This is a genomic window from Castellaniella sp., from assembly GCF_049650445.1.
Taxonomy (GTDB): Bacteria; Pseudomonadota; Gammaproteobacteria; order Burkholderiales; family Burkholderiaceae_B; genus Castellaniella.
On the sequence record NZ_JBASAD010000025.1, the window covers coordinates 40,942 to 63,146 of the forward strand.

The 22,205-nt window shown below is 66.4% G+C and carries 18 protein-coding genes; 13 read left to right on the forward strand and 5 right to left on the reverse strand.

Translation table 11 applies throughout. The features are described from left to right. Positions 1 to 25 precede the first annotated feature (25 nt). From WA983_RS08780 to rpoD, 4 genes are all read left to right on the forward strand, one after another. Positions 26 to 586: a phosphoribosyltransferase gene (locus WA983_RS08780; RefSeq protein WP_424251928.1), complete on the forward strand. Its 561-nt coding sequence runs from the start codon at positions 26 to 28 to the stop codon at positions 584 to 586. 164 nt (positions 587 to 750) lie between these two features. Then, positions 751 to 963 (forward strand): 30S ribosomal protein S21, encoded by a 213-nt coding sequence (gene rpsU / locus WA983_RS08785; protein WP_424251931.1) that lies wholly within the window; start codon positions 751 to 753, stop codon positions 961 to 963. Beyond that, positions 964 to 2,946, forward strand: coding sequence for a DNA primase (dnaG, locus tag WA983_RS08790; RefSeq protein ID WP_424311921.1), 1,983 nt, complete (start codon positions 964 to 966; stop codon positions 2,944 to 2,946). A gap of 197 nt (positions 2,947 to 3,143) precedes the next feature. Further along, entirely contained in the window at positions 3,144 to 5,381 is a 2,238-nt protein-coding gene (rpoD, locus tag WA983_RS08795) for an RNA polymerase sigma factor RpoD (RefSeq protein WP_424311922.1), read from the forward strand. A 143-nt stretch (positions 5,382 to 5,524) separates the two neighbouring features. Here rpoD and WA983_RS08800 read toward each other — a convergent pair whose 3' ends face one another. Then, entirely contained in the window at positions 5,525 to 7,369 is a 1,845-nt protein-coding gene (locus WA983_RS08800; protein ID WP_424248113.1) for a sigma-54-dependent Fis family transcriptional regulator, read from the reverse strand. A 282-nt stretch (positions 7,370 to 7,651) separates the two neighbouring features. Here WA983_RS08800 and exaC point away from each other — a divergent pair, with 282 nt between their 5' ends. Next, positions 7,652 to 9,178, forward strand: coding sequence for an acetaldehyde dehydrogenase ExaC (gene exaC, locus WA983_RS08805; RefSeq protein ID WP_424248111.1), 1,527 nt, complete (start codon positions 7,652 to 7,654; stop codon positions 9,176 to 9,178). 4 nt (positions 9,179 to 9,182) lie between these two features. Here the strand turns inward: exaC and WA983_RS08810 are convergent, their stop codons facing one another. Continuing rightward, positions 9,183 to 10,544, reverse strand: a complete 1,362-nt coding sequence (locus tag WA983_RS08810) for a dicarboxylate/amino acid:cation symporter (protein ID WP_424311923.1) — start codon at positions 10,542 to 10,544, stop codon at positions 9,183 to 9,185. Between the two features lie 273 nt (positions 10,545 to 10,817). Here WA983_RS08810 and WA983_RS08815 point away from each other — a divergent pair, with 273 nt between their 5' ends. Both WA983_RS08815 and WA983_RS08820 read left to right on the forward strand, forming a co-directional pair. Continuing rightward, positions 10,818 to 12,692, forward strand: a complete 1,875-nt coding sequence (locus WA983_RS08815; protein WP_424311924.1) for a sensor histidine kinase — start codon at positions 10,818 to 10,820, stop codon at positions 12,690 to 12,692. Beyond that, positions 12,689 to 14,077, forward strand: a complete 1,389-nt coding sequence (locus tag WA983_RS08820; protein ID WP_424248108.1) for a sigma-54-dependent transcriptional regulator — start codon at positions 12,689 to 12,691, stop codon at positions 14,075 to 14,077. The genes WA983_RS08815 and WA983_RS08820 overlap by 4 nt, the downstream gene beginning before the upstream one ends. Here the strand turns inward: WA983_RS08820 and WA983_RS08825 are convergent. Then, positions 14,023 to 14,973, reverse strand: coding sequence for a helix-turn-helix domain-containing protein (locus WA983_RS08825; RefSeq protein ID WP_424248106.1), 951 nt, complete (start codon positions 14,971 to 14,973; stop codon positions 14,023 to 14,025). The genes WA983_RS08820 and WA983_RS08825 overlap by 55 nt on opposite strands. 90 nt (positions 14,974 to 15,063) lie before the next feature. Between WA983_RS08825 and pobA the strand changes: the two genes are divergently transcribed. Beyond that, complete coding sequence (pobA, locus tag WA983_RS08830) at positions 15,064 to 16,242, forward strand: 4-hydroxybenzoate 3-monooxygenase (RefSeq protein WP_424248115.1); 1,179 nt, start codon at positions 15,064 to 15,066, stop codon at positions 16,240 to 16,242. Here the strand turns inward: pobA and WA983_RS08835 are convergent. Continuing rightward, positions 16,224 to 17,171 carry a helix-turn-helix domain-containing protein gene (locus WA983_RS08835; RefSeq protein WP_424248104.1) on the reverse strand — a complete coding sequence of 316 codons (948 nt, stop codon included), beginning with the start codon at positions 17,169 to 17,171 and terminating at the stop codon, positions 16,224 to 16,226. The two genes, pobA and WA983_RS08835, sit on opposite strands and share 19 nt — an antisense overlap. A gap of 153 nt (positions 17,172 to 17,324) precedes the next feature. On the opposite strand from WA983_RS08835, the gene WA983_RS08840 reads away from it, so the two are divergent. After that, entirely contained in the window at positions 17,325 to 17,684 is a 360-nt protein-coding gene (locus WA983_RS08840; RefSeq protein WP_424248103.1) for a protocatechuate 4,5-dioxygenase subunit alpha, read from the forward strand. A gap of 2 nt (positions 17,685 to 17,686) precedes the next feature. Continuing rightward, positions 17,687 to 18,538: a class III extradiol dioxygenase family protein gene (locus WA983_RS08845; RefSeq protein ID WP_424248101.1), complete on the forward strand. Its 852-nt coding sequence runs from the start codon at positions 17,687 to 17,689 to the stop codon at positions 18,536 to 18,538. A gap of 17 nt (positions 18,539 to 18,555) precedes the next feature. On the opposite strand, the gene WA983_RS08850 is transcribed toward WA983_RS08845, so the two are convergent. Next, positions 18,556 to 19,278 carry an alpha/beta fold hydrolase gene (locus WA983_RS08850; RefSeq protein ID WP_424248099.1) on the reverse strand — a complete coding sequence of 241 codons (723 nt, stop codon included), beginning with the start codon at positions 19,276 to 19,278 and terminating at the stop codon, positions 18,556 to 18,558. Positions 19,279 to 19,506: 228 nt separating this feature from the next. Here WA983_RS08850 and WA983_RS08855 point away from each other — a divergent pair, with 228 nt between their 5' ends. The 3 genes from WA983_RS08855 to WA983_RS08865 all read left to right on the forward strand — a co-directional run bounded on the left by WA983_RS08855 (position 19,507) and on the right by WA983_RS08865 (position 22,196). Then, entirely contained in the window at positions 19,507 to 19,998 is a 492-nt protein-coding gene (locus WA983_RS08855) for a MarR family winged helix-turn-helix transcriptional regulator (RefSeq protein WP_424251551.1), read from the forward strand. A gap of 136 nt (positions 19,999 to 20,134) precedes the next feature. Next, a complete protein-coding gene (locus WA983_RS08860) occupies positions 20,135 to 21,169 on the forward strand; it encodes a Rieske 2Fe-2S domain-containing protein (RefSeq protein ID WP_424251549.1) in 1,035 nt (344 codons plus the stop codon). Between the two features lie 52 nt (positions 21,170 to 21,221). Next, positions 21,222 to 22,196: a PDR/VanB family oxidoreductase gene (locus tag WA983_RS08865; RefSeq protein ID WP_424251547.1), complete on the forward strand. Its 975-nt coding sequence runs from the start codon at positions 21,222 to 21,224 to the stop codon at positions 22,194 to 22,196. Positions 22,197 to 22,205 lie beyond the last annotated feature (9 nt).

The following is a 22,205-nucleotide window of genomic DNA, read 5'->3' on the forward strand; positions in this document are numbered from 1 at the left end:
CTTTTTACACGAACGGGAAACACCGATGAGCATGCCACCGAGCACTGAACGCGACCTCTGGGTCAGCTGGGAACAGTATCACGGCCTGATCGAACGCCTGGGTCTGCTGGTCCATGAGTCCGGCTGGGCTTTCGACAAGATCCTCTGTCTGGCGCGCGGCGGCGTGCGCGTGGGCGATGTGCTGTCGCGCATCTTCGACCTGCCGCTGGGCATTCTGGCGACCAGCAGCTACCGCGAGGCGGCGGGCACGGTCCAGGGCCAACTCGACATCGCCCAGTTCATCACCATCACGCGCGGCACGCTGGACGGCCGGGTCCTGCTGGTGGACGACATGGTCGATACCGGCCTGACCTTCACCCGTGTGCGCGACCACCTGGTCCAGCAGTTCCCCGGCATCACCGAATTGCGCACGGCCGTGCTCTGGCAGAAGGGCCACGCCAAGGTGAAGCCCGACTACTTTGTCGAGCATCTGCCCACCAACCCCTGGATTCACCAGCCCTTCGAGGACTACGACAGCCTGCGTCCGCACCAGCTCGAAGCGTGGATCCGCAAGGGCGTGCGCACGGCGTACCCGGATTCGAAATAGGGCCGGGGGCCCGGCTGCATGCCGGCCCCCCGAAACATGGCTATGGCCTGGGATTCATGCTAGAATCCTACGTCTAATTTGAACCTTTCCTTTAACTTCACCATGTGCGCATCGGATAGCCTGGTTATCCGCCGCCCATGCGCTACAGGCTTTCAAGGATTTACATGTCGATTGTCCGCCTCAAAGAAAACGAGCCGTTCGAGGCCGCCCTGCGGCGCTTCAAGCGCACCATCGAAAAGACCGGTCTTTTGACCGAGCTGCGTTCGCGCGAGTTTTACGAAAAGCCCACGGCCGAGCGCAAGCGCAAGCACGCTGCCGCCGTCAAGCGCCACTACAAGCGCATCCGCAGCCAACAACTGCCGCCGCGACTCTATTGATTGATTCCTGAATCTTTCATTCAGGAACTGCTTGCGCGCGTCGATATCGTCGACGTCGTCGGCCGGTACGTCAAGCTGCGCAAAGGGGGCGCAAACCTGCTGGGTTTGTGCCCTTTTCACAATGAAAAGTCGCCGTCGTTCACCGTCAGTCCGACCAAGCAGTTCTATCATTGCTTCGGTTGCGGTGCGCACGGTACCGCGCTGCGCTTCCTGACCGAGCACACCGGGGCCCCATTTCCCGAGGCCGTACGCAGTCTTGCGGCCAGTGTCGGCATATCGGTGCCCGAAGAATCCCGCACGCCTCGCCAGCGCGCCGCCGACCGCGAGCGCCGCGAGGAGGGCTCGCGTCAGCACCGCATCCTGGATCAGGCTCAGGCGCACTATCGCGCCGCCCTGAAACAGGCGCCTGAAGCCATCGAATACCTGAAGCGCCGGGGTCTGAGCGGCGAGATCGCCGCCCGCTATGGCCTGGGTTGGGCCAGCCGCGACCGGCGTGGGCTGGCGACGGTCTTTTCGCACTACGAGGACCCGGCGTTGCTGGAATCGGGGCTGGTGATCGAGTCCGAGGACGGCCGGCGCCACGACCGCTTTCGCGGCCGGGTCATGTTCCCGATCCATAATCAGCGCGGCCAGTTGATCGGCTTCGGCGGCCGGCTGATCGAAGCGGGTGAGCCCAAATACCTGAATTCCCCCGAGACCGGCCTGTTTTCCAAGGGCCACGAACTCTATGGTCTGCACGAGGCGCGTGCCGGCATCCGCGCCGAGGGCTGCGTGCTGGTGGTCGAGGGTTATATGGACGTGGTGGCCCTGGCCCAGTACGGGTTGAACAACGCGGTCGCGACGCTGGGCACGTCCACCACACCAGAACACCTGCGCAAGCTGCGCCGCGCCAGCGACCGCATCGTCTTCAGCTTCGACGGCGACAGCGCCGGGCGCAAGGCCGCCTGGCGGGCCCTGCAGGCCTGCCTGCCCTGGGTGGCCGAAGACATTTCCATGCGCTTTCTGTTCCTGCCGGAAAGCCACGACCCGGATTCCTACGTGCGGGCCTACGGCGTCCAGGCCCTGCGCGCCTGCCTGGACGAGGCCATGCCGCTGTCGCGCTTCATGCTCGACGAACTCGGTTCGCGCCATGATCTGGACGAGGCCGAAGGCCGTGCTGCCTGTGTGTACGAGGCCCGGCCACTGTTCGCGCAGATGCCCGAGGGTGGGTTCCGCTTGCAACTGGAGCGCGAATTCGCCCGCCAGGTCCGCCTGACACCGGAGGAACTGGCGCAGTTGCTGGCCGCCGCAGGCCCGGCGGCGGGTGGCGCCGGGCCGTCTGCCGGTACGGGACGGCAGGCCGGACAGGGTGGTGTCACGGGCTCCGGCACGTATGGCACCGCGCGTTTTTCTCATCCGGAGGGCGGCCATGCGTCGGAACCGGAGGGTGCGCCGTGGCTGGGCCATGAGGACCCGGGCGCAGGGATGGATCTGGACGGTGCGCCGCCTTGGGCGGATGCCGTGCCGTCGCAGGCGCCGCGAGGCGCCGGCCGGAAGCCGCCTCGGGGCAGAGGTGGTTCGCGCCAGGTTACGCCCATGGCGCGACGGCTGCTGCGGCTGTTGCTGGCGCATCCCGCCCTGGTGGCGGGGCTGGGAGACCAGCAGCTTGAATTATTGGCCCACCATCCCCATCTGGGTATGGTCAGGCAGCTCGTCGGCCTGGCCAGCACGTGCGGCGCTGCGCATGCGGGGGCGTTGCTGCAGGCTGCCGATCCCGAATCGGACCTTGCGCGGGCGATCCAGGATCTGTCCACCGAGTTGATGGCCCAGGATCTGCCCGACCCGCAGGCCGAATGGGATGACGCCTTGCGCGCCATCGAGCGCCAGTCCGTGCAGGAACAATGCGATCGGCTGATCGCCTCCGGGCTCGTGACGGAGGAAGACAGCCGCCGCTATCAGGAGCTCAGCCGTCGCCTGGCCAGGCTCAAGGCCGGGGCGGGATGAGGCTGGACACAGGACAGTCCCTGCGGACTGTCCTGTGCCTGCCGAATCGGAGCGCCCTGCAAGGCGCGACGTGGGGGGTGTTGCGGCAGGGGGTGCCCCGGCCTGCCGAATGCAGTAAACTATATGGTTTTCAATAAGTTGTCGTGCAGCAAGCTGTCAAGCAATCAGACTTCAAGTCTACGGAACGGAACCCACACATGACCCAAGGAACTGGCAAGGCCCCTGTGGCCGCCAAAAAAACGACTGCCAAGAAAACCAAGGCCGCAGGCGTCGCGCCCGAAGCCGAGGTGAAGTCGGCCAGGGTGGCTGCGGAGCCGGAAGTTGCCGTGGCGAAAAAGGCTGTCCGCAAGACGGCGGCCACAAAGACGGCGGCTGCAAAGACCGCAGCCGCAAAGACGGCGGCTGAAAAATCCGCAGCGCCCAAGAAGGCCGCCAAGGCCGTGCCTTCGGGGCGCAAGCCCGGCCGTCCGGCCAAGAACGCCGGCAATGACGGCGGCGACTATGTGGATGACGACGTCGAGGACGGCGAGGTCATCCCCGACCTCAAGCCTCTGCCCAAGCGTGGCGGCAAGCGCGCCAAGGGTGAAAAGGACAGCCCCTCGCGCAGTCAGATGACGCCCGAAGAACAGGAAGCCCGGCGCAACCGCCTGAAGATCCTGATCAAGCTCGGCAAGGATCGCGGCTACCTGACCTACGGCGAGATCAACGACCATCTGCCCGACGATCTGGTGGACGCCGAGGCCATCGACGGCATCATCAGTACCTTCAGCGACATGGGGATCTCGGTCTACGACCAGGCGCCGGACGCCGAAACCCTGCTGATGAGCGACAACGTGCCTTCGGCCGCCAGCGACGACGACGTCGAGGACGAGGCCGAGGCCGCCCTGACCACCGTGGATTCGGACTTCGGCCGCACCACCGACCCGGTACGCATGTACATGCGTGAAATGGGTACGGTCGAACTGCTGACCCGCGAAGGCGAAATCGAGATTGCCAAGCGCATCGAGGACGGCCTGAAGCACATGGTCATGGCCATTGCGGCCTGCCCGACCACGGTCAATGAAATCCTGGAGCACGTGCGCCGCGTACGCGAAGGTTCCGCCCAGATCGACGAGGTCGTGGACGGCCTGGTCGACGAGGAAGGCGAGGACTACGCCGGTTCGGGCGTGGCCTCCGACGAGGACGACGGTCCGGCCGGCGGCATGAGCAGCAAGCAGCTCGAATACCTGCGCACCAAGGCCCTCAAGATCTTCGACGAGGTCGAGACCTGGTTCGACAAGATGCGCGTGGCCTTTGAATCCGAAGGCTACCGTTCCACCGCCTACATCCAGGCGCGCGAAGCCATCCACGGCCAGTTGATGGGCGTGCGCTTCACCGCCAAGATGGTCGAGCGTCTGGCCGACGCCCTGCGCGTCCAGGTCGCGGAAGTCCGCGCCCAGGAACGCGCCGCCATGTCGATCTGCGTGACGCGCGCCGGCATGCCGCGCACCCACTTCATCAAGGCCTTCCCGGGTAACGAGACCAATCTCACCTGGGTGGACGAGGAAATCGCCGCCGGTCACGACTATGCCGAGACCCTGGCGCGCCACGCCCCGGCGATCCAGGAAGTCCAGCAGAAGCTGATCGAACTGCAGCGCAACGTGGTGCTGCCCCTGAAGGACCTGAAGGATGTCAACAAGCGCATGGCGACCGGCGAGGCCAAGGCCCGCAAGGCCAAGCGCGAAATGACCGAGGCCAACCTGCGCCTGGTGATTTCCATCGCCAAGAAATACACCAACCGCGGCCTGCAGTTTCTGGATCTGATCCAGGAGGGCAACATCGGCCTGATGAAGGCCGTGGACAAGTTCGAGTACCGGCGCGGTTATAAATTTTCGACCTACGCCACCTGGTGGATCCGTCAGGCCATCACCCGTTCGATCGCCGATCAGGCGCGCACCATCCGCATCCCGGTGCACATGATCGAAACGATCAACAAGATGAACCGGATCAACCGCCAGATCCTGCAGGAAACCGGTGCCGAGCCCGATCCCGCGACCCTGGCGCAAAAAATGGACATGCCGGAAGACAAGGTCCGCAAGATCCTCAAGATCGCCAAGGAACCGATCTCGATGGAAACCCCCATCGGTGATGATGACGATTCCCACCTGGGCGACTTCATCGAGGACACCGGCACGCTCTCGCCGGCGGAGTCGGCCCTGCATGGTTCCATGCAGGATGTCGTCAAGGAAGTCCTGGATTCGCTCACTCCGCGCGAGGCCAAGGTCCTGCGCATGCGCTTCGGCATCGAAATGAGCACCGACCAGACACTGGAAGAAGTCGGCAAGCAATTCGATGTGACCCGCGAACGCATCCGCCAGATCGAGGCCAAGGCCTTGCGCAAGCTGCGCCACCCCAGCCGCGCGGACAAGCTGAAGTCCTTCCTAGAAGGGCAGTAAGTTTCTGCCGGATGGACAAGGGCCCCCACGCTGCGCAGCGTGGGGGGCCCTTTTTGCCGCCGGGCCGCCCCAAGGCAAAAAGCGCCCCCTCGGGGGGCAGCAATCGGCCGCAGGCTGCGCAGCGTGGGGGCCCCCTTGTCTCTTTATTGCAGCTTGCGGTACAGCGTGCTGCGGTGGATGCCCAGGCGGCGCGCAGCGCGGCTGATGTTGCCTTGGCAAGCCTGCAGGGCCTGTTCGATGGCTTGACGTTCCAGTGCACGCAGGCCGGTGTCTGGCCTGGAGCGCACATTGGCGCCGTCTTCTGGCGCGTGGCCCTCGTCTGCCTGGAAGGCTGATGTCGGCGCCGTGCCATCCGGGAACAGGCCCTCGGTGGCGACGGGCGTCGGCCCCGGGTGCTGGCAGCGCAGCCGCCGCAGCACACTGAACAGTTCGCGGTAGTTGCCTGGCCAGTCGTGGCGGACCAGTGCAAGCAGCGCGTCTCTCGCCAGAGATCCCCCCAGTGCTCGATAGGCTTCGTCAATGAAGACCGCCAGATCGGGCCGGCCACGCAGCGGCGGCAGGTGCAGGGGCATGTCCTGCAGACGGTAGTACAGGTCGGCACGGAACCGGCCCTGGGCCACCAGCGTCTTCAGGTCCTGATGACTGGCGCTGACCAGACCGAACTCCAGGGGAATGCGCTTGTCGGAACCCAGGGGCTGGACCTCGCGTTCCTGCAGCACCCGCAGCAGCCGGGTCTGCAGTGTCAGTGGCATGTCGCCGATCTCGTCCAGGAACAGCACACCGCCCTGCGCCTGCCGCAGCAGGCCGCGCGCACCCTCGCGCCGCGCGCCGGTGAAGGCACCTGGCTCGTAGCCGAAGAGCTCGGATTCGACCAGGTGCTCGGGCAGGGCGGCGCAATTGATGGCGATGAAGGGGCCGGTGTGCCAGGCGCTGCGAGCGTGGATGTGGCGCGACAGGACTTCCTTGCCGGTGCCGGTTTCGCCGCACAACAGCACGGCCAGGCCCGTGTCCAGGGCGCGCACGGCCTGATCCAGCAGGGGGCTGCTGACGGTGTCGGGTGCGGGCAGGGGCCGGGCTGTCGGGCGTTTGCCCGTCTGGGCTGGGGATTTCGGGGCCTGTGGAGGGAGCGTGGGACGCGTCACTGCGGGCGGCGGCGTGATCAGACGGCCGGTCAGGGGCCGGCCGTCATGGCGGTGCAGCGCGGTGTCCCGGGCATGCAGCGGGCCGTCGATCCATTGCGCGCAGGGCGTGCCGATGAGCCGTCCCCAGTCGGCGTCCAGCGTCCGCAGGGCGGCCTCGTTGGCGCCGGCGATGCGGGCGTCGTCATCCAGCAGCAGAATCGCGTGGTCGTCATCCTGTGGTCCCTGACCGAGGCGAAAATCCAGCCGGCGCAGCGGGCTTTCGCCCAGGATCTGGTCGGCGATGCCGCGTGCCATGCGCTGCACCAGGGCCAGCACGTAGTCCCGCATGTCGTCGGCGGGGCCGGACAGATCGAGGATGCCGAGGATGTCCCCCGTGGCGGAGAAGATGGGCGCGGCATGGCAACTGAGGATGCTGTTGCAGGCCAGGAAGTGTTCTGCGCCGTGGATGCGTACGGCGCGACCGTCGTGCAGGGCGGTGCCGATGGCGTTGGTGCCGCGCGCGGGCTCGGCCCAACTGACGCCGGGCTGCAGTGCCACGCGGCGCGCCTTGTCCTGGAAGCTGTGGCTGCCGCGTTCGTGCAGGATCAGGCCGCTGGCGTCGGCCAGCAGCACGACGCTGTGCGCCGAGTCCGCCAGGGCGCCCAGCGCGCCGAGGCTGGGCTCGGCCAGGCGCAACAGGTGCCGGTGGGCTTCGCGGCGCAGGTCCAGGTCGGCACGGGGCAGGGGATTGGGGTCGGCCAGCAGGGCGGGGTCCAGGTCGGCGCAGCGCGCCCAGGACTGGTGGATGAGCGTCGCCGTTTGCGGGCGGGCGCCTGGCGCCAGATGAATCGTGGGCGGTGTCTGCATGGAGTCCTCTGTCCGAGGGTGTCGCGGACCTGTCGCGGTTCGCGGCAAAGACTGTCGCCGGTTGCGGCGAAAAGTGTCGCAAAATGCGACAAACCCATGTTTTAAAAGCCATTTTGTCTCAGTATGCCATCGTCGCCCGGCCTTTGAAAGCCCCGCCGGTCCCGTATGTTCGGCGTAAGTTGGCATGGTCCTTGCTTTGATAAAAATGAGCCCGCCGCGCGTCGCGGCGGCGCGTCCGGGTCCCGCTCGCTCGGGGTCCGGCTCATCGACCAGGAGATAAACATGGACATGACCGACCTGAAGCACTTTGGCATCGATATCGGTTTTCCCTACAAGAAACACTACGAAAACTACATCGGTGGGCGCTGGGTGGCGCCGGTGGCGGGGCAATATTTCGACAATCTGTCGCCGATCACCGGGCAGGTGTTCTGCGAAGTCCCGCGCTCGGATGCCGCTGACGTGGATGCCGCGCTGGACGCCGCCCACGCGGCGCGCCAGGCCTGGGGCGAGACCTCGGCGGCGGAACGCGCCGGCGTCCTGCTGCGCATCGCCGACCGAATGGAACAGAACCTGCGCCTGCTGGCGGTGGCCGAGACCATCGACAACGGCAAGCCGCTGCGCGAGACCATGGCGGCGGATCTGCCGCTGGCCATCGACCACCTACGCTATTTCGCGGGCTGCATCCGCGCCCAGGAAGGCGGGATCTCCGAAATCGACAAGACCACGGTGGCCTATCATTTCCACGAGCCCCTGGGCGTCGTGGGGCAGATCATTCCCTGGAACTTCCCCCTGCTGATGGCCGCCTGGAAGCTCGGTCCGGCCCTGGCGGCGGGCAACTGCGTGGTGCTCAAACCCGCCGAGCAGACGCCGGCCTCGATCCTGGTGCTGATGGAACTGGTCGGTGACCTGCTGCCCCCGGGCGTGCTGAACATTGTCAACGGTTTCGGCAAGGAAGCCGGTGCGGCGCTGGCTTCCAGCAAACGCATTGCCAAGATCGCCTTCACCGGCTCCACGCCCACCGGCAAGCACATCCTGCATGCGGCGGCCGACAACCTGATTCCCAGCACCGTGGAACTGGGCGGCAAAAGCCCCAACATCTTCTTCGCCAACGTGATGGACCAGGATGACGCCTACTTCGACAAGGCGCTGGAGGGCTTCAGCATGTTCGCCCTGAACCAGGGCGAGGTCTGCACCTGCCCCTCGCGCATCCTGATCCAGGAATCGATCTACGAACGTTTCATCGAGCGCGCCGTCAAGCGGGTGGAATCCATGAAGACCGGTCATCCCCTGGATGCGACCACCATGGTGGGTGCCCAGGTGTCCAAGGCGCAGATGGACAAGATCCTGGGCTATATCGACATCGGCCGTGACGAAGGTGCCCGCTGCCTGACGGGCGGGGCGCGCAACGCCCCGGGCGCGGGTCTGGACGAAGGCTTCTACGTCAAGCCGACGCTGCTGTTCGGTGAGAACGACATGCGTGTCTTCCAGGAGGAAATCTTCGGCCCGGTGGCGTCGGTCATGACCTTCAAAGACGAGGACGAGGCCATTGCCATCGCCAACGACACCTATTACGGCCTGGGCGCCGGGGTGTGGACGCGCGACGGCGCGCAAGCCTATCGCGCCGGGCGCCGGATCCAGGCAGGGCGGGTCTGGACCAACTGCTATCACCTGTACCCGGCGCACGCGGCCTTCGGCGGCTACAAGCAGTCCGGCATCGGCCGCGAGAACCACAAGATGGCGCTGAATGCCTACCAGCAGACCAAGTGCCTGCTGGTCAGCTACAGCCCTGACGCGTTGGGGTTCTTCTAAGCCCTCAGGCGGCCTGGGCCTGGTTCTCGGCGCCGATGGGGGCGATCGGCTGGGCGTGGGCGTCGGTGGTCAGCGGCGCTGCGCCCGAGGACAGCGCCTCGTCCAAACGGCGCTTGTCCAGTTCGCCTTCCCAGCGGGCCACCACCAAGGTGGCGGTGGCGTTGCCCACCAGGTTGGTCAGGGCGCGGCATTCCGACATGAAGCGGTCCACGCCCAGGATCAGGGCCATGCCCGCCACCGGCACCGAGGGGATGACCGACAGCGTGGCCGCCAGCGTGATGAAGCCGGCGCCAGTGACGCCGGCTGCGCCCTTGGAACTGAGCATGGCCACCAGCAACAGCAGGATCTGGTCGCCCAGGCTCAGGGGAATGTCGCAGGCCTGGGCGATGAACAGCGCCGCCATGGTCATGTAGATGTTGGTGCCGTCCAGGTTGAAGGAATAGCCCGTGGGGATGACCAGGCCCACGACCGATTTCGAACAGCCGGCGCCTTCCATCTTCTGCATCAGGGTGGGCAGGGCGGCTTCCGAGGAACTGGTCCCCAGCACCAGCAGCAGTTCCTCGCGGATGTAGCGCACCAGTTTCAGGATCGAGAACCCGTTGTAGCGGGCCACTGCGCCCAGGACGACCAGCACGAACAGCACGGCCGTGACGTAGAACGTGCCCACCAGCATCGCCAGGTTCAGCATCGAGCCGATGCCGTACTTGCCGATGGTGAAGGCCATGGCGCCGAAGGCGCCGATGGGCGCGGCCTTCATCAGGATCTCCACGATCTTGAAGACCGGGCCGGCCAGGGCGGTGAGCAGGTCCAGCACGGGTTTGGCGCGCTCGCCGATGATGGCCAGGGCAATGCCGAACAGCACGGCGATGAACAGGACCTGGAGAATGTCGCCGCTGACGAAGGGGCTGAACATCGTGGCCGGGATGATGTTCATCAGGAAGCCGCTGATGGTGGAGTCGTGCGCCTTGGCCACATAGGAGGCCACCGCGCCCTGGTCCAGGGACGCCGGGTCGATGTGCATGCCGGCGCCGGGCTGCACGACGTGGCTGACGATCATGCCGATGATCAGGGCCAGCGTCGAGAAAGTCAGAAAATACAGCATGGCCTTGCCTGTGACGCGGCCGACCTGCTTCAGGTCGCTCATGGCGGCGATGCCGCTGGCGACGGTCAGGAAGATCACCGGGGCGATGATCATCTTGACGAGCTTGATGAAACCGTCGCCCAGCGGTTTCATGGATTCTCCCAGTTGAGGCGCGTAGTGTCCGAGCAGGATGCCAACGGCGATCGCGAACAGCACCTGGACATAGAGAATCCGGTAGAACGGGAGTCTGCGCGCGGGGGCGGCGGGGGTCGGGATGTCGAGCATGGTCTGTGTCTCCAGACAGGGCCGGGCGGGACGAGTCCATCTCGTGGGTACCGGCATTTTTTCAAGGAAAGGCGGCGCCTGTGACCGGCCCGCCTGAACAGAGCTAAGCAAAGCTTGTGCCAGTTTTTTCAATCACTGGTTTATTTATTATCTATTTGATTTAAAAGATATTTTCTTAATTTTTGATTGGGTGAGAGTGTGGCTGTCATGATTGATGTGGCGGAATTCCGCACGCTCATGCGATAGAATGTCCGAAAATCCGCCAGATTGAATATGTCGCTCCAGAGTCCGTCCGCCGCCCCGCGTGCCTCGACGCGCCGCCTCTCCGGCTGGGCGGCGCACTGGCTGCTGTCGATCGTGGGCGTGACCCTGCTGGCGGGCGCGCTCTGGGGCGCTGGCGCCTGGGCGCGGGACCGCACCCTGCGGGACCTGGAGGCGCAGGCCCGCGTGTCGGCGCAACTGAGCCTGACCGCGCTGGGCCACAAGCTCGACAAGTTCCGTGCCATTCCGCGCGTGCTGGCGCAGGACACGGCGCTGGAAGCCGTGCTCGAATCCCCCTCGCCAGCCGCACTGGAGGACCTGAGCCGCCGGCTGGAGACGCTGGCTCGGGAACTGGGTCCTTCCGTCCTCTACGTGCTGGACGCGTCCGGCTGGACGGTGTCGTCGAGCAACTGGCGCCAGCCGGATTCCTTCGTCGGCCACGATTACCGGTTCCGGCCGTATTTCAGAGATGCCATGGGCGCCCGGGACGCTGCCCATTTTGCGCTTGGGGTGGTGAGCCACGAGGCGGGCCTGTATCTGTCGCGGCGGATCAACGGGGCGCAGGGTCCGCTGGGCGTGGTCGTGCTCAAGATCGGCTTCCGCGACCTGGAGTCCGCCTGGGCCCGCAGCGGCATGCCGCAATTCGTCACCGACGACCGCCAGGTGGTGCTGCTGGGCTATCCGGAGGACTGGCATTACCGGGTGGCACGGCCGATGTCGCCGGCCGAGGCCGTCCAGGTCCGGACCAGCCTGCAGTTCGGCGCGGCGCCCCTGGACCTGCTGCCCCTGGATCCTCTGCCGGCGAGCGAGGATGCATCCCCGGCGCCTCTGCTGCGCCTGACCCGGGCAGCGGCCGGCCTGGAAAAGGGCGCGCGCGTCCTGCACATCGAACAAGCGGTGGCGCGCATGGGGGGCTGGCACCTGCATCTGCTCAAGCCCGTGTCGGTCGATCTGGCCCGGGCTGCGCTGGCCGCTCAGGCGCTGACCTTGCTGGCGCTGGCCGCCCTGGGCATGGCGGGATGGTGGGCCGTGCAGCGCCGACGCCGGGCCCGGACGCTGCTGGCCGCGCGGGATGCGCTCGAGGCCGAAGTCCGCGCGCGCACCGGCGAACTGCGGCACGCCAACGAGCGGTTGCGCGCCGAGATGGACGAACGCCGCCGGACCGAGGCGCGCCTGCACGAGATGCAGGACGAACTGGTCCAGGCCAACAAGCTGTCACTGCTGGGACAGGTGGCTGCGGGCGTGGCGCACGAAATCAATCAGCCGGTCGGCGCGATCCGGACCTATGCCGACAATGCCGGCGAGTTCCTGCGACGCGGCCAGGCCGACCGTGCGCGCGAGAACCTGTCGACGATCGCCCGCCTGACCGAGCGGATCGGCGGCATCACGCAGGAATTGCGGGCGTTTTCGCGCAAGCGAGCAGCGAGCGTTGGCGCCGTCGAGCTCGACGCGGCCCTGGACGGCGCGCTGATGCTGGCGGAGCCGCGCCTGGGCCGACAGGGCGTGCGCCTGGAGGACGGGCGTGCCGGGCGGCCGTCGCCCCGGGTGCGGGCGGACGCCATGCGCCTGGAGCAGGTCTTCGTCAACCTGTTGCACAACGCGCTGGAGGCGCTCTCGGACACCACCCGGCCCTGCATCCGCCTGAGTGTCGAACGTGACGGGGGGGGCATCCGGGTGCGGATCGAGGACAACGGGCCGGGTATCGATCCGGCGGCGCGCGAGCGCCTGTTCACGCCCTTTTTCACCACCCGGGCGCAGGGCGTGGGGCTGGGCCTGGTGATCTCGCGCGACATCCTGGCCGAGTTCGGCGGGACGCTCGAGGCCCTGGACGTCCCGGAGGGCGCGGCGTTCGAGGTGATACTGGAACTGATGGAGGCGACGGAATGAGTCCGATGGAAGTGCTGTTCGTGGACGATGACGAGGACGTGCGCGACGCCAACGCGCAGGCGCTCGACCTCCAGGGCGTGTCTGTGCGGGCCTGCGCGAGCGCGCGCGAGGCGCTGGGCATTCTCACGGACACCTTCTCGGGCGTGCTGGTCACGGACGTGCGCATGGCCGACATGGACGGCCTGACGCTGTTCCGCCAGGTGCGGCGCCTGGATCCCGAGATTCCGGTGATCCTGATCACCGGCCATGGAGACATCGAGATGGCGGTGGGAGCCATGCGCGAGGGCGCCTATGATTTCCTGTCCAAGCCCTATGCGCCTGAACGGCTGCTGGCCGCCATCCGCCACGGCACTGCGCAGCGACGGCTGACCCTGGAAAACCGCCGCTTGCGAGCGCAGGCCCAGTATCCCGGAGATGCTGCCGAATCGTTGCTGATCGGCAATGCGCCGGCCATCGTGCGGATCCGCGAATTGCTGCGGCACGTGGCCGACGCGGACGTGGACGTGCTGGTGCGCGGCGAGACCGGCAGCGGCAAGGAAGTCGTGGCTCAGGTCCTGCACCGGCTCAGTCGCCGGCGCGATGCGCCCTTCGTCGCCATCAATTGCGGCGCGTTGCCCGAATCCGTCATCGAGAGCGAACTGTTCGGCCATGAGGCGGGCGCGTTCACCGGCGCGCAGAAGCGTCGCGTTGGCCGCATCGAACACGCCGACGGCGGCACCCTGTTTCTCGACGAGGTCGAGAGCATGTCACCGGCGATGCAGGTGCGGCTGCTGCGAGTACTGGAAACGCGTCAGGTCGCGCCGCTGGGCACCAATGAGCAGCGGGCCGTGGACTTGCGGGTGATCGCGGCCGCCAAGGTCGACCTGGGCGATCCAGCCATGCGCGCGCGCTTTCGCGAGGATCTGTACTACCGGCTCAATGTCGTGACGGTGAACATCCCGCCGCTGCGCGAGCGCCGCGAGGACGTCCCGGTGCTGTTCGCCCATTTCGCGGGCCTGGCCGCCCGCCGCTTCGGTTGCCCGGTGCCGACGGCGGACCCCGCGCTGTGGCGCCATCTGATGGACCACGACTGGCCTGGCAATGTGCGCGAACTGGCGCACTTCGCGGATCGCTGCGTGCTGGGCGTGCAGCCGGCGCCGGCCGGGGATCCGCTTGCGTCGGCGGCGGGCGCCGGCAGCTTGCCCAAACGGGTGGAGCGTTACGAGGCGGAATTGATCCGCGAGGCCCTGGCCGCGCATGGGGGCGAGATCCGGGGCACGCTTGAAACCCTGGGGCTGCCGCGCAAGACGCTCTACGACAAGCTGCGCCGCTACGGCATCGATCGGCAGGACTATGCGCGCGGCGATGCTGGGATCGGGGCGTCCGTGGGGGATGCCGGGCGCTGATCCCGGTCCGCCGCATGTCCCTCATCCCAGGCCCGCTGGCGGAAGGCGCGCGGCGATTCTCCGGCCGTTTTCCGAAAGAAGCGCGTGAAATGCGCGGGCTCGGAGAACCCCAGGGCGTCCGAGATTTCACCGATGGCCATGGACGTGTAGACCAGGCTGCGCCCGGCCTCCAGCGCCAGCCGTTCGTGGATCAGTTGCAGCGGGGATTTGCCGGCGTGGGCGCGGGTGATCACGTTCAGGTGGGCGGCGGTCATGCCCATCCGGTCCGCGTACCAGGCCACGTCGTGATGCGTGGCATAGGACGATTCCAGCAATTCGCCGAAGCGGCTGTGGTGCTCCAGGCCCCGAGCGCGGGGCGGGCCGTCCGGTGCCGTGCCGGCGTGGCGGCTGCGTAGCTGTGCGTAGATCAGCGTCAGCCAGGCCTCGATGCGTGCGTCGCGGAAATCGTCCCGAGACAGATACTGGGCGTTCAGGTGCGTGAAGGCATCGCGCAGGCCTGTGCCTGCGCCGCGTCCGAGTGCGTGGATGAGGGGCTGGGCGGGCAGGGCGGCGCGTGGCCCCAGCAACTGGACCAGGCGCGTCAGCAGGGGATAGGCGATCGTCACGACGTGGCCGGCGCAGTCCTCATCGAACTCGAATCCGTGTACGAAGGCCTGCGGGACCTCGACGATCGCCGGACCTGCGACGGCGTGCCGCGTCCCGTCCAGGCAGACGACGGTCCGTCCCCGATGCAGATAGAGGATCTGGTAGAGGCCTGAATGGCGGTGTGGGCGGATATGCCAATTGTGCAATCGGCTGCGCGAGGCGATGGTCTCGCAGTGCACCCGCTCGGCCCGGGCCCATTCTTCCTGGCCGCCATAAAGTTTGAAGATCGGCGTGTGTTCAAAATATGCCATATGGGAAAGTTTAATCCTCAAAAATCCATTCAAAAAGAGATTGGAGAGGCGCATGATTCAGACCATATCCAGAGGAGATATTCCATGAACATCAAGACGCGCGTCGCCATCATCGGCGCCGGCCCTGCCGGGCTGCTGCTGGGCCAGTTGCTGCATCGTTGCGGCATCGACAATGTGATCCTGGAGCGCCACACGCCCGAATACGTGCTGGGCCGCATCCGCGCCGGCGTGCTGGAGTACGGCTTCGTCGATCTGATGCGCGAGGCCGGTGTGTCCGAACGCATGGATCGCGAAGGCCTGGTGCACGATGGTTTCACCCTGGCTTTCCAGGGGCGGCGCCAACACGTCGACATGAAGGCGCTGACCGGAAAGTCGGTGCTGGTCTATGGGCAGACGGAAGTCACGCGCGACCTGATGGCCGCCCGCCAGGCAAACGGTGCGCCCATCTACTACGAAGCCGAGGACGTGCAATTGCACGATTTCCTGGACGGCAAACCGCGCGTCACCTTTACCCATCAAGGGCAGAAAAAGACGCTGGACTGTGACTACATCGCCGGCTGCGACGGTTTTCACGGTGTGTCGCGCAAATCGGCGCCCAAGGACAAGCTCAAGGAATTCGAGCGCGTGTATCCCTTTGGCTGGCTGGGTCTGATGGCCGACACGCCGCCGGTGGAAGACGAACTGATCTACGTCCATAACCCGCGCGGCTTCGCGCTGTGCAGCATGCGTTCCCATACGCGCAGCCGCTATTACGTTCAATGCAGTCTGGCCGAACACGTCGAGGAATGGTCCGACGACCGCTTCTGGACGGAACTGGCGGCCCGGCTGCCCGAGGACGTCGCCGGCAAGCTGGTGACCGGTCCTTCGATCGAAAAGAGCATCGCGCCGCTGCGCAGTTTCGTGGCCGAGCCGATGAAGTTCGGCAATCTGTTCCTGGTGGGCGACGCCGCGCACATCGTGCCGCCCACCGGCGCCAAGGGCCTGAACCTGGCTTCCAGCGACGTGTACACGCTGTACCACGCGCTGCGCGGCGCCTGCCTGGAAGGCCGCCCGGACCTGCTGGACCGTTATTCGGAAATCGCCCTGCGCCGCGTCTGGAAGGCCGAGCGTTTTTCCTGGTGGATGAGCATGCTGCTGCATACCTTCGACGACGATGCCTTCAGCCAGCGCATCCAGCGGGCCGAACAGGACTACTACACCAGCACCCATGCCGGCTTGACCACGATCGCGGAAAACTACGTCGGCCTGCCCTACGAACCGGTCGCCTGATCCGCAGGGGCGCGCTCGCCGGGCGCCAGCGCCCGGCGGCGGAAGTCCTTGGGGGATACGCCCGCCAGCCGCTTGAAGAAGCGTGTGAAATAGCCCGGGTCCGCGAATCCCAGCGAATCGGCGATCGTGCCGATGGTGCGCGGCGTGTAGATCAGTTCGCGACGGGCCTCCAGCAGCAGCCGCTCATGGATCAGTTCCAGCGCCGACTTGCCCGCCAGGGCCTGGGCGATGGCGTTCAGATGGGCGGGTGTCACACCGATGCGCTGCGCGTACCAGGCCACCCGGTGCTGGCGGGTATGGTGTTCCTCGATCAGCCGGGCGTAGCGCGCCAGATGCTGGCTGCCCGGATCGACTTCCGGGGTGGCCGTGCCGGCAGGATAGCCCTGGCGGTGAATCCAGACCAGGATGCTCGCCAGCAGCGATTCCAGCAGCGGACCGCGCTGCGGGCTGTGCAGGCCACGGTATTCGCGGTCCAGTGCGTGGAAGCTCAGGGCCGCGTGCCGGCCGGCCCCGTCCGCGTCCAGCGTCAGCACGGCGGGGTCGGTGGCGGTGCTCAGGGCCAGCCCGAAGCGTGCGCACAATCCGTGCAGCAGCGCATAGGTCAGCGTCAGGATGTAGCCGCCCGAACCAGAGCGGAAGATGAATTCGTGGACCACCCGCTGCGGCACCAGGACCAGTTGCCCGGGTTCCAATACGCGCGCCTGACCGTCCAGCAGCACCGTGACCCCGCCCGACTCCAGGAACAGCACCTGGAACAGGTCCGTGTGTTTGTGGGCCGTCACATGCCAATTGTGCAATTTTTCCTGCGCTGCGATGGTTTCGCAGTAGAGCGGGTCCGAGGCTGTCCAGACATTGCCATAGCCATATAGTTTGTAGATGGGGATGGCGGTGTGGTCGCGGGCCGGGGGCGCCGGGGTCAGAGGCTCCATGGCGTCCTCTCGATGGTGTGGGCGGGTATCTGCGAAATGTACATTTTTAAAAAATAAAAGTCCATTCTCCGGCGGGGCGCCCGAGGTCATCATGAGCCTGTCCGTGCACGCCGCGACTTCGGCGCGGCGGCTTCGATCTCAAGGAGACTTCTCATGACAACAGCCACCCGCAAGTGCCGACGGTCGATCCCCGGCACCGCGATTTTCGACGGCGACCTGGCCCGTATCGGCTACGCCCTGAATCGCATGTGTTTCAGCTTCAATGCCGCCGAATGCCGCGAGGCCTTCCTGCGCGACGAAGAAGCCTATATGACGCGCTACCGCCTGACGGACGCACAGAAAGAAGCCGTGCGCAGCCGCCAGGTCCTGCAGATGATCGCCGCCGGGGGGCACCCCTACTACCTGGCCAAGCTGGCCGGGATCTTCGGCCTGGACATGCAGGACATCGGCGCCCAGCAGACCGGCGTCACCAAAGAGGCCTTTCAGGCCAAACTCGTTGCGGCAGGAGCTTGATCATGGCACACATCATCGGCAGCATCAGCACGTCCCACGTGCCGGCCATCGGCGGCGCGCTGGCCCGCCAGAAGCAGCAGGATCCGTACTGGAAGCCGTTTTTCGACGCCTACGGCAAGGCGCGCGAATGGCTGGGACGCGAGCGCCCGGACGTGGTGGTCATCCTGCACAATGACCACGGCCTGAATTTCTTCCTCGACAAGATGCCGACCTTCGCGGTGGGTGCGGCGGACGTCTACAGGAACGCCGACGAAGGCTGGGGCATTCCGCCGCTGGCCGAGGCGCGCGGCTGCGTGGACCTGTCCTGGCAGATCGTCGAGACCCTGATCGAGGACGAGTTCGACATCACCACCTGCCAGGAAGCCCTGGTCGATCACTCGGTGTCGCTGCCCTTGGCGCTGCTCTGGCCGGAAGGCAAGGACGCGGGTGAATGGCCGGTGGAAATCGTGCCGGTCTGCATCAACACCGTTCTGGCGCCGTATCCTTCGGCCTCGCGCTGCTACCGGCTGGGGCAGTCGCTGCGCCGCGCCATCGAATCCTGGGACGACGACCGGCGCGTGCTCATCATCGCCAGCGGCGGCCTGTCGCACCAACTGGACGGAGAGCGCGCCGGCTTCATCAACAAGCCCTTCGACCTGCAATTCATGGACAGTCTGGTGACCGATCCGACCTGGATCACCCAGTACTCCAACGAAGAACTGGTCGAACTGACCGGCACCCAGGGCATCGAACTGCTGATGTGGGTGGCGGCACGCGGCGTCCTGGATGACACGCCGGTCCAGCAGCACCACGCGCACTACCACGTGCCGATCTCCAATACGGCCACTGGACTGCTGGTGCTGGAACCGGCGTAAACGCGAACCCGGCAGGGTCAGGGGGCGACCAGCCCCCGCCGTGCCAACCAGCCGGTCATCGCGGACAGGCAGGCCGCAGGTGCCTCGAAGGGCGCCATGTGGCCGGCGTCCTGGATGGCCTCCAGGGCCGCGTCGGGCACCCGGGCCGTCATGTCCGCATGGCGATCGAGCGGGCTCCAGCGGTCCTCGGTGCCGCTCATGAACAGGACGGGGCAGGCGATCCGGCCCAGCAGGTCCGTCGCGTCAGGCCGGTCGATCAGCGCCTGGATCTGGCGGGTGAAAGAATCCGGCGTCGAGCGCAGCACCATGGCGCGCATCCGGGTCATCAGGGCGTCGTCGTCCCGGGTCCGGGCTGCGATCATGCCATCCAGCCAGTTTTCGGCAATGGCCTCCACGCCCCCGGCCTGGGCAGCGCGCACCAGGGCCTGGCGTTTTTCGACCTCGCCTTCGCCCAGCCCGCGGTAACCTGTGTTCATCAGCACCAGGGCCTGGCAGCGTTCCGGCGCCTGACGCGCTATTTCCAGCGCGATGCGCCCGCCCATCGAATGTCCCACGACGATCAGCGGGTCGGTCGTGCGTGCCAGCACGCCGCGCGCCGCGTCGGGCAGGGAGTCGATGCCGCTCAGATTCGCGGCCAGGACGTGACCCAGGCGCGACAGCGGTCCGATGAAATCGGCCCAGGTGTCCGCGTCGCACAGCAGGCCGTGCAGCAGGACGAAGGTGGGGCGCACGTGGTTCATGAGATCTCCTGGAGCGGGGGGGGGCGTCGGGCAGGGCATGCGTGCGGGCTGCACCGGCGGGTTCGCGCATCGGGCGCGGTCTGAACGATAATCGAAACAATCAGGGGATGCACTGAACCGGATCGGATGCCGAGCACGGATCGGGTGCGTTTCCCGGGGCGCAGGGGCAGCGCCCCGTCCGTGTCTTTTTCCGGCCGCGTGCCCGGCGGTTTCCGGCGAGATGTCCGCATGTCCGATCCGATCCTGCGAGAATCCCTTTATACCCAGCCCGGCCACCTGCTGCGCCGTGCGCAGCAGATTTCCGCTTCGATCTTCCACGACGAGATCGGCAGCCAGGTCACGCCCATGCAGTATGCCGTGCTGTGTGTACTGCTGGACAATCCGGGGATCGATCAGGTGTCCGTGGCGGGCCTGGCGGCCATCGATACGTCCACGGCCGCCAGCGTGGCGACGCGGCTGGAAGAAAAGGGCCTGCTGTCCCGGCGGGTGGACCCGGCCAACCGCCGCCAGCGGATTCTGGCGCTGACCGATCAGGGGCGGGACCTGTTGCTGGCACTCAACGATTCCATCGGCCGGCTGCACCAGCGCATCTTCGAAAAATTCTCGCCTCAGGAAGAAGCCCGATTCATGGAACTGCTGCAAAAGCTGGTGGACGTGAACAATCATCAGAGCCGGGCGCCGCTGACGACCGCGAAAAACCCCATTTCAAATAAGGTCTAAGGGTAAATACCACTATGCCGGCACCGTCCGAAAAAATAGGATATGCCTGAATGTTCAGTGTACTGAATGTTCCTGTGAACGAATGCACAATGGACCGGGCCGCGCGATTGCCGGGCGGCCGGCCGGGAGGTTGACGATGTTTCCCAAGAATGCCTGGTACGTGGCCTGTACGCCCGACGAAATCGCGGACAAGCCCCTGGGCCGCACGATCTGCGGCCAGCCCGTCGCGCTCTACCGGGGCGCCGAGGGCCGCGTTGCTGCGGTGGAGGATTTCTGTCCCCACCGGGGCGCGGCCTTGTCGCTGGGTTCGGTCGTAGACGGCAACCTGATGTGCGGCTATCACGGCCTGGTCATGGGCTGCGACGGCAAGGCCGTCTCCATGCCCAAGCAGCGGGTGGGTGGATTTCCCTGTATCCGCAGCTACCCGGTGGTGGAGCGGCACGGCTTCATCTGGATCTGGCCGGGCGACCCCGAGCGCGCCGACGAGGCGGCCATCCCCGACCTGTTCTGGGCCGATCATCCGGAATGGGCTTATGGGGGCGGGCTGTATCATATCGGCTGTGATTACCGGCTGATGATCGACAATCTGATGGATCTGACCCACGAAGCCTACGTGCACACCGACAGCATCGGCCAGGGCGAGATCGACGAGGCGCCGGTCCGCACCCGGATCGAGGGCGGACAGGTCGTCACCAGCCGCGTCATGCAAGGCGTCATTGCGCCGCCTTTCTGGCAGGCGGCCATGCGGGCCCACGGCCTGGACGATCAGGCGCCGGTCGACCGCTGGCAGATGTCGCGCTTCGACGCGCCGGGCCACGTGCTGATCGACGTGGGCGTGGCGCTGGCAGGCAAGGGCGGTTACGACGCGGACCCCCGCGACAAGGTCTCGGCGATCGTGGTGGATTTCATGACGCCCGAAACCGAGTCCTCGCATTGGTATTTCTGGGGCATGGCCCGTCACTTCCAGCCCGGCGACGCCGCGCTGACCGACGCGATCCGCGAAGGGCAGGGCAGGATCTTCAGCCAGGACCTGGCTGTGCTGGAAGCGCAGCAGCGCAACCAAAGCTTTTTCCCCGATCGCCGACTGCTGGCCTTGGACATCGACGCCGGCGGCGTGCGGGCGCGCCGCGTTCTGGACGAACTGATCCAGGCCGAGGCGGCGGTCGCTTGAACAATTTGATGGAGGTCCGGCCCGTGTGCCGGACGATTGGAAAGAGAACGACATGAACACCGAACTCCTGTCCGTGCAGGTCGCCGCGAAACATCAGGCGGCCCAGGACGTCGTGAGCCTCGAACTGGTGGACCCCGACGGCGGTCCGCTGCCGGAATTCTCGCCCGGCGCGCACATCGACGTGCACCTGCCTGGCGGCTTCATCCGCCAGTATTCCCTGCTCAACGATTGTCTGCAGCGGTCCCACTTCCTGATCGGCGTGCTGCGCGAGCCGCAGTCGCGGGGGGGCTCGGTGGCCGTGCACGACCAGGTGCGCGTGGGGGATGTGCTGCACATCAGCGCACCGCGCAACCGTTTTCCGCTGGTCGCGGCCGAGCGCAGCCTGCTGTTCGCCGGCGGGATCGGGATCACGCCGCTGCTGTGCATGGCGCGCCGCCTGCAGGCGACGGGCGCCGCCTTCGATCTGCACTATAGCTGCCGGTCCCGCACCCGCGCCGCCTTCCTGGACGAAATCCTGGGGCCGGGTCTGGCCGGGCATGCCCAGGCGCATTTCGATGACGAGCCCGAGACCGCCCTGAACGTGCAGTCCATCCTGGCGGCGGCCGGCGCGCAGACCCACGTCTACGTCTGCGGACCGTCGGGCTACATCGATTACATCCTGGACCAGGCGCGTGCGGCCGGCGTGGACGAGGCGCGTCTCCACTTCGAACGTTTCGCCCTGGGCGAGGACGAACATCCCTCGGCCCCGGTCGAGGGTGACGTGGCATTTCAGGTCAAGCTGGCCAGTACCGGCGAAGTCTTCGACATCCCTGCGGACGAGACCGTCACATCGGCGCTGGACCGGCAGGGCGTGTTCATTCCGGTGTCCTGCGAGGAAGGCATTTGCGGCACCTGCCTGACGGGCGTGAGCGAAGGCGTCCCGGACCACCGCGACAGTTATCTCACCGACGCCGAGCATGCGGCCAACGACCAGTTCACGCCGTGCTGTTCGCGCGCACGGACCCCCATGCTGGTGCTGGACCTGTAGACGCAGGCC

Bases quoted from the DNA above. Each gene is read 5' to 3' on its own strand.
- WA983_RS08855 (WP_424251551.1), top strand. From the start codon at position 19,507: ATGTCCGATCCGATCCTGCGAGAATCCCTTTATACCCAGCCCGGCCAC.
- WA983_RS08860 (WP_424251549.1), top strand. From the start codon at position 20,135: ATGTTTCCCAAGAATGCCTGGTACGTGGCCTGTACGCCCGACGAAATC.
- WA983_RS08865 (WP_424251547.1), top strand. From the start codon at position 21,222: ATGAACACCGAACTCCTGTCCGTGCAGGTCGCCGCGAAACATCAGGCG.
- rpoD (WP_424311922.1), top strand. From the start codon at position 3,144: ATGACCCAAGGAACTGGCAAGGCCCCTGTGGCCGCCAAAAAAACGACT.
- WA983_RS08815 (WP_424311924.1), top strand. From the start codon at position 10,818: ATGTCGCTCCAGAGTCCGTCCGCCGCCCCGCGTGCCTCGACGCGCCGC.
- WA983_RS08825 (WP_424248106.1), bottom strand. From the start codon at position 14,973: ATGGCATATTTTGAACACACGCCGATCTTCAAACTTTATGGCGGCCAG.
- WA983_RS08850 (WP_424248099.1), bottom strand. From the start codon at position 19,278: ATGAACCACGTGCGCCCCACCTTCGTCCTGCTGCACGGCCTGCTGTGC.
- exaC (WP_424248111.1), top strand. From the start codon at position 7,652: ATGGACATGACCGACCTGAAGCACTTTGGCATCGATATCGGTTTTCCC.
- WA983_RS08835 (WP_424248104.1), bottom strand. From the start codon at position 17,171: ATGGAGCCTCTGACCCCGGCGCCCCCGGCCCGCGACCACACCGCCATC.
- WA983_RS08820 (WP_424248108.1), top strand. From the start codon at position 12,689: ATGAGTCCGATGGAAGTGCTGTTCGTGGACGATGACGAGGACGTGCGC.
- WA983_RS08800 (WP_424248113.1), bottom strand. From the start codon at position 7,369: ATGCAGACACCGCCCACGATTCATCTGGCGCCAGGCGCCCGCCCGCAA.
- WA983_RS08845 (WP_424248101.1), top strand. From the start codon at position 17,687: ATGGCACACATCATCGGCAGCATCAGCACGTCCCACGTGCCGGCCATC.
- rpsU (WP_424251931.1), top strand. From the start codon at position 751: ATGTCGATTGTCCGCCTCAAAGAAAACGAGCCGTTCGAGGCCGCCCTG.
- WA983_RS08780 (WP_424251928.1), top strand. From the start codon at position 26: ATGAGCATGCCACCGAGCACTGAACGCGACCTCTGGGTCAGCTGGGAA.
- WA983_RS08810 (WP_424311923.1), bottom strand. From the start codon at position 10,544: ATGCTCGACATCCCGACCCCCGCCGCCCCCGCGCGCAGACTCCCGTTC.
- WA983_RS08840 (WP_424248103.1), top strand. From the start codon at position 17,325: ATGACAACAGCCACCCGCAAGTGCCGACGGTCGATCCCCGGCACCGCG.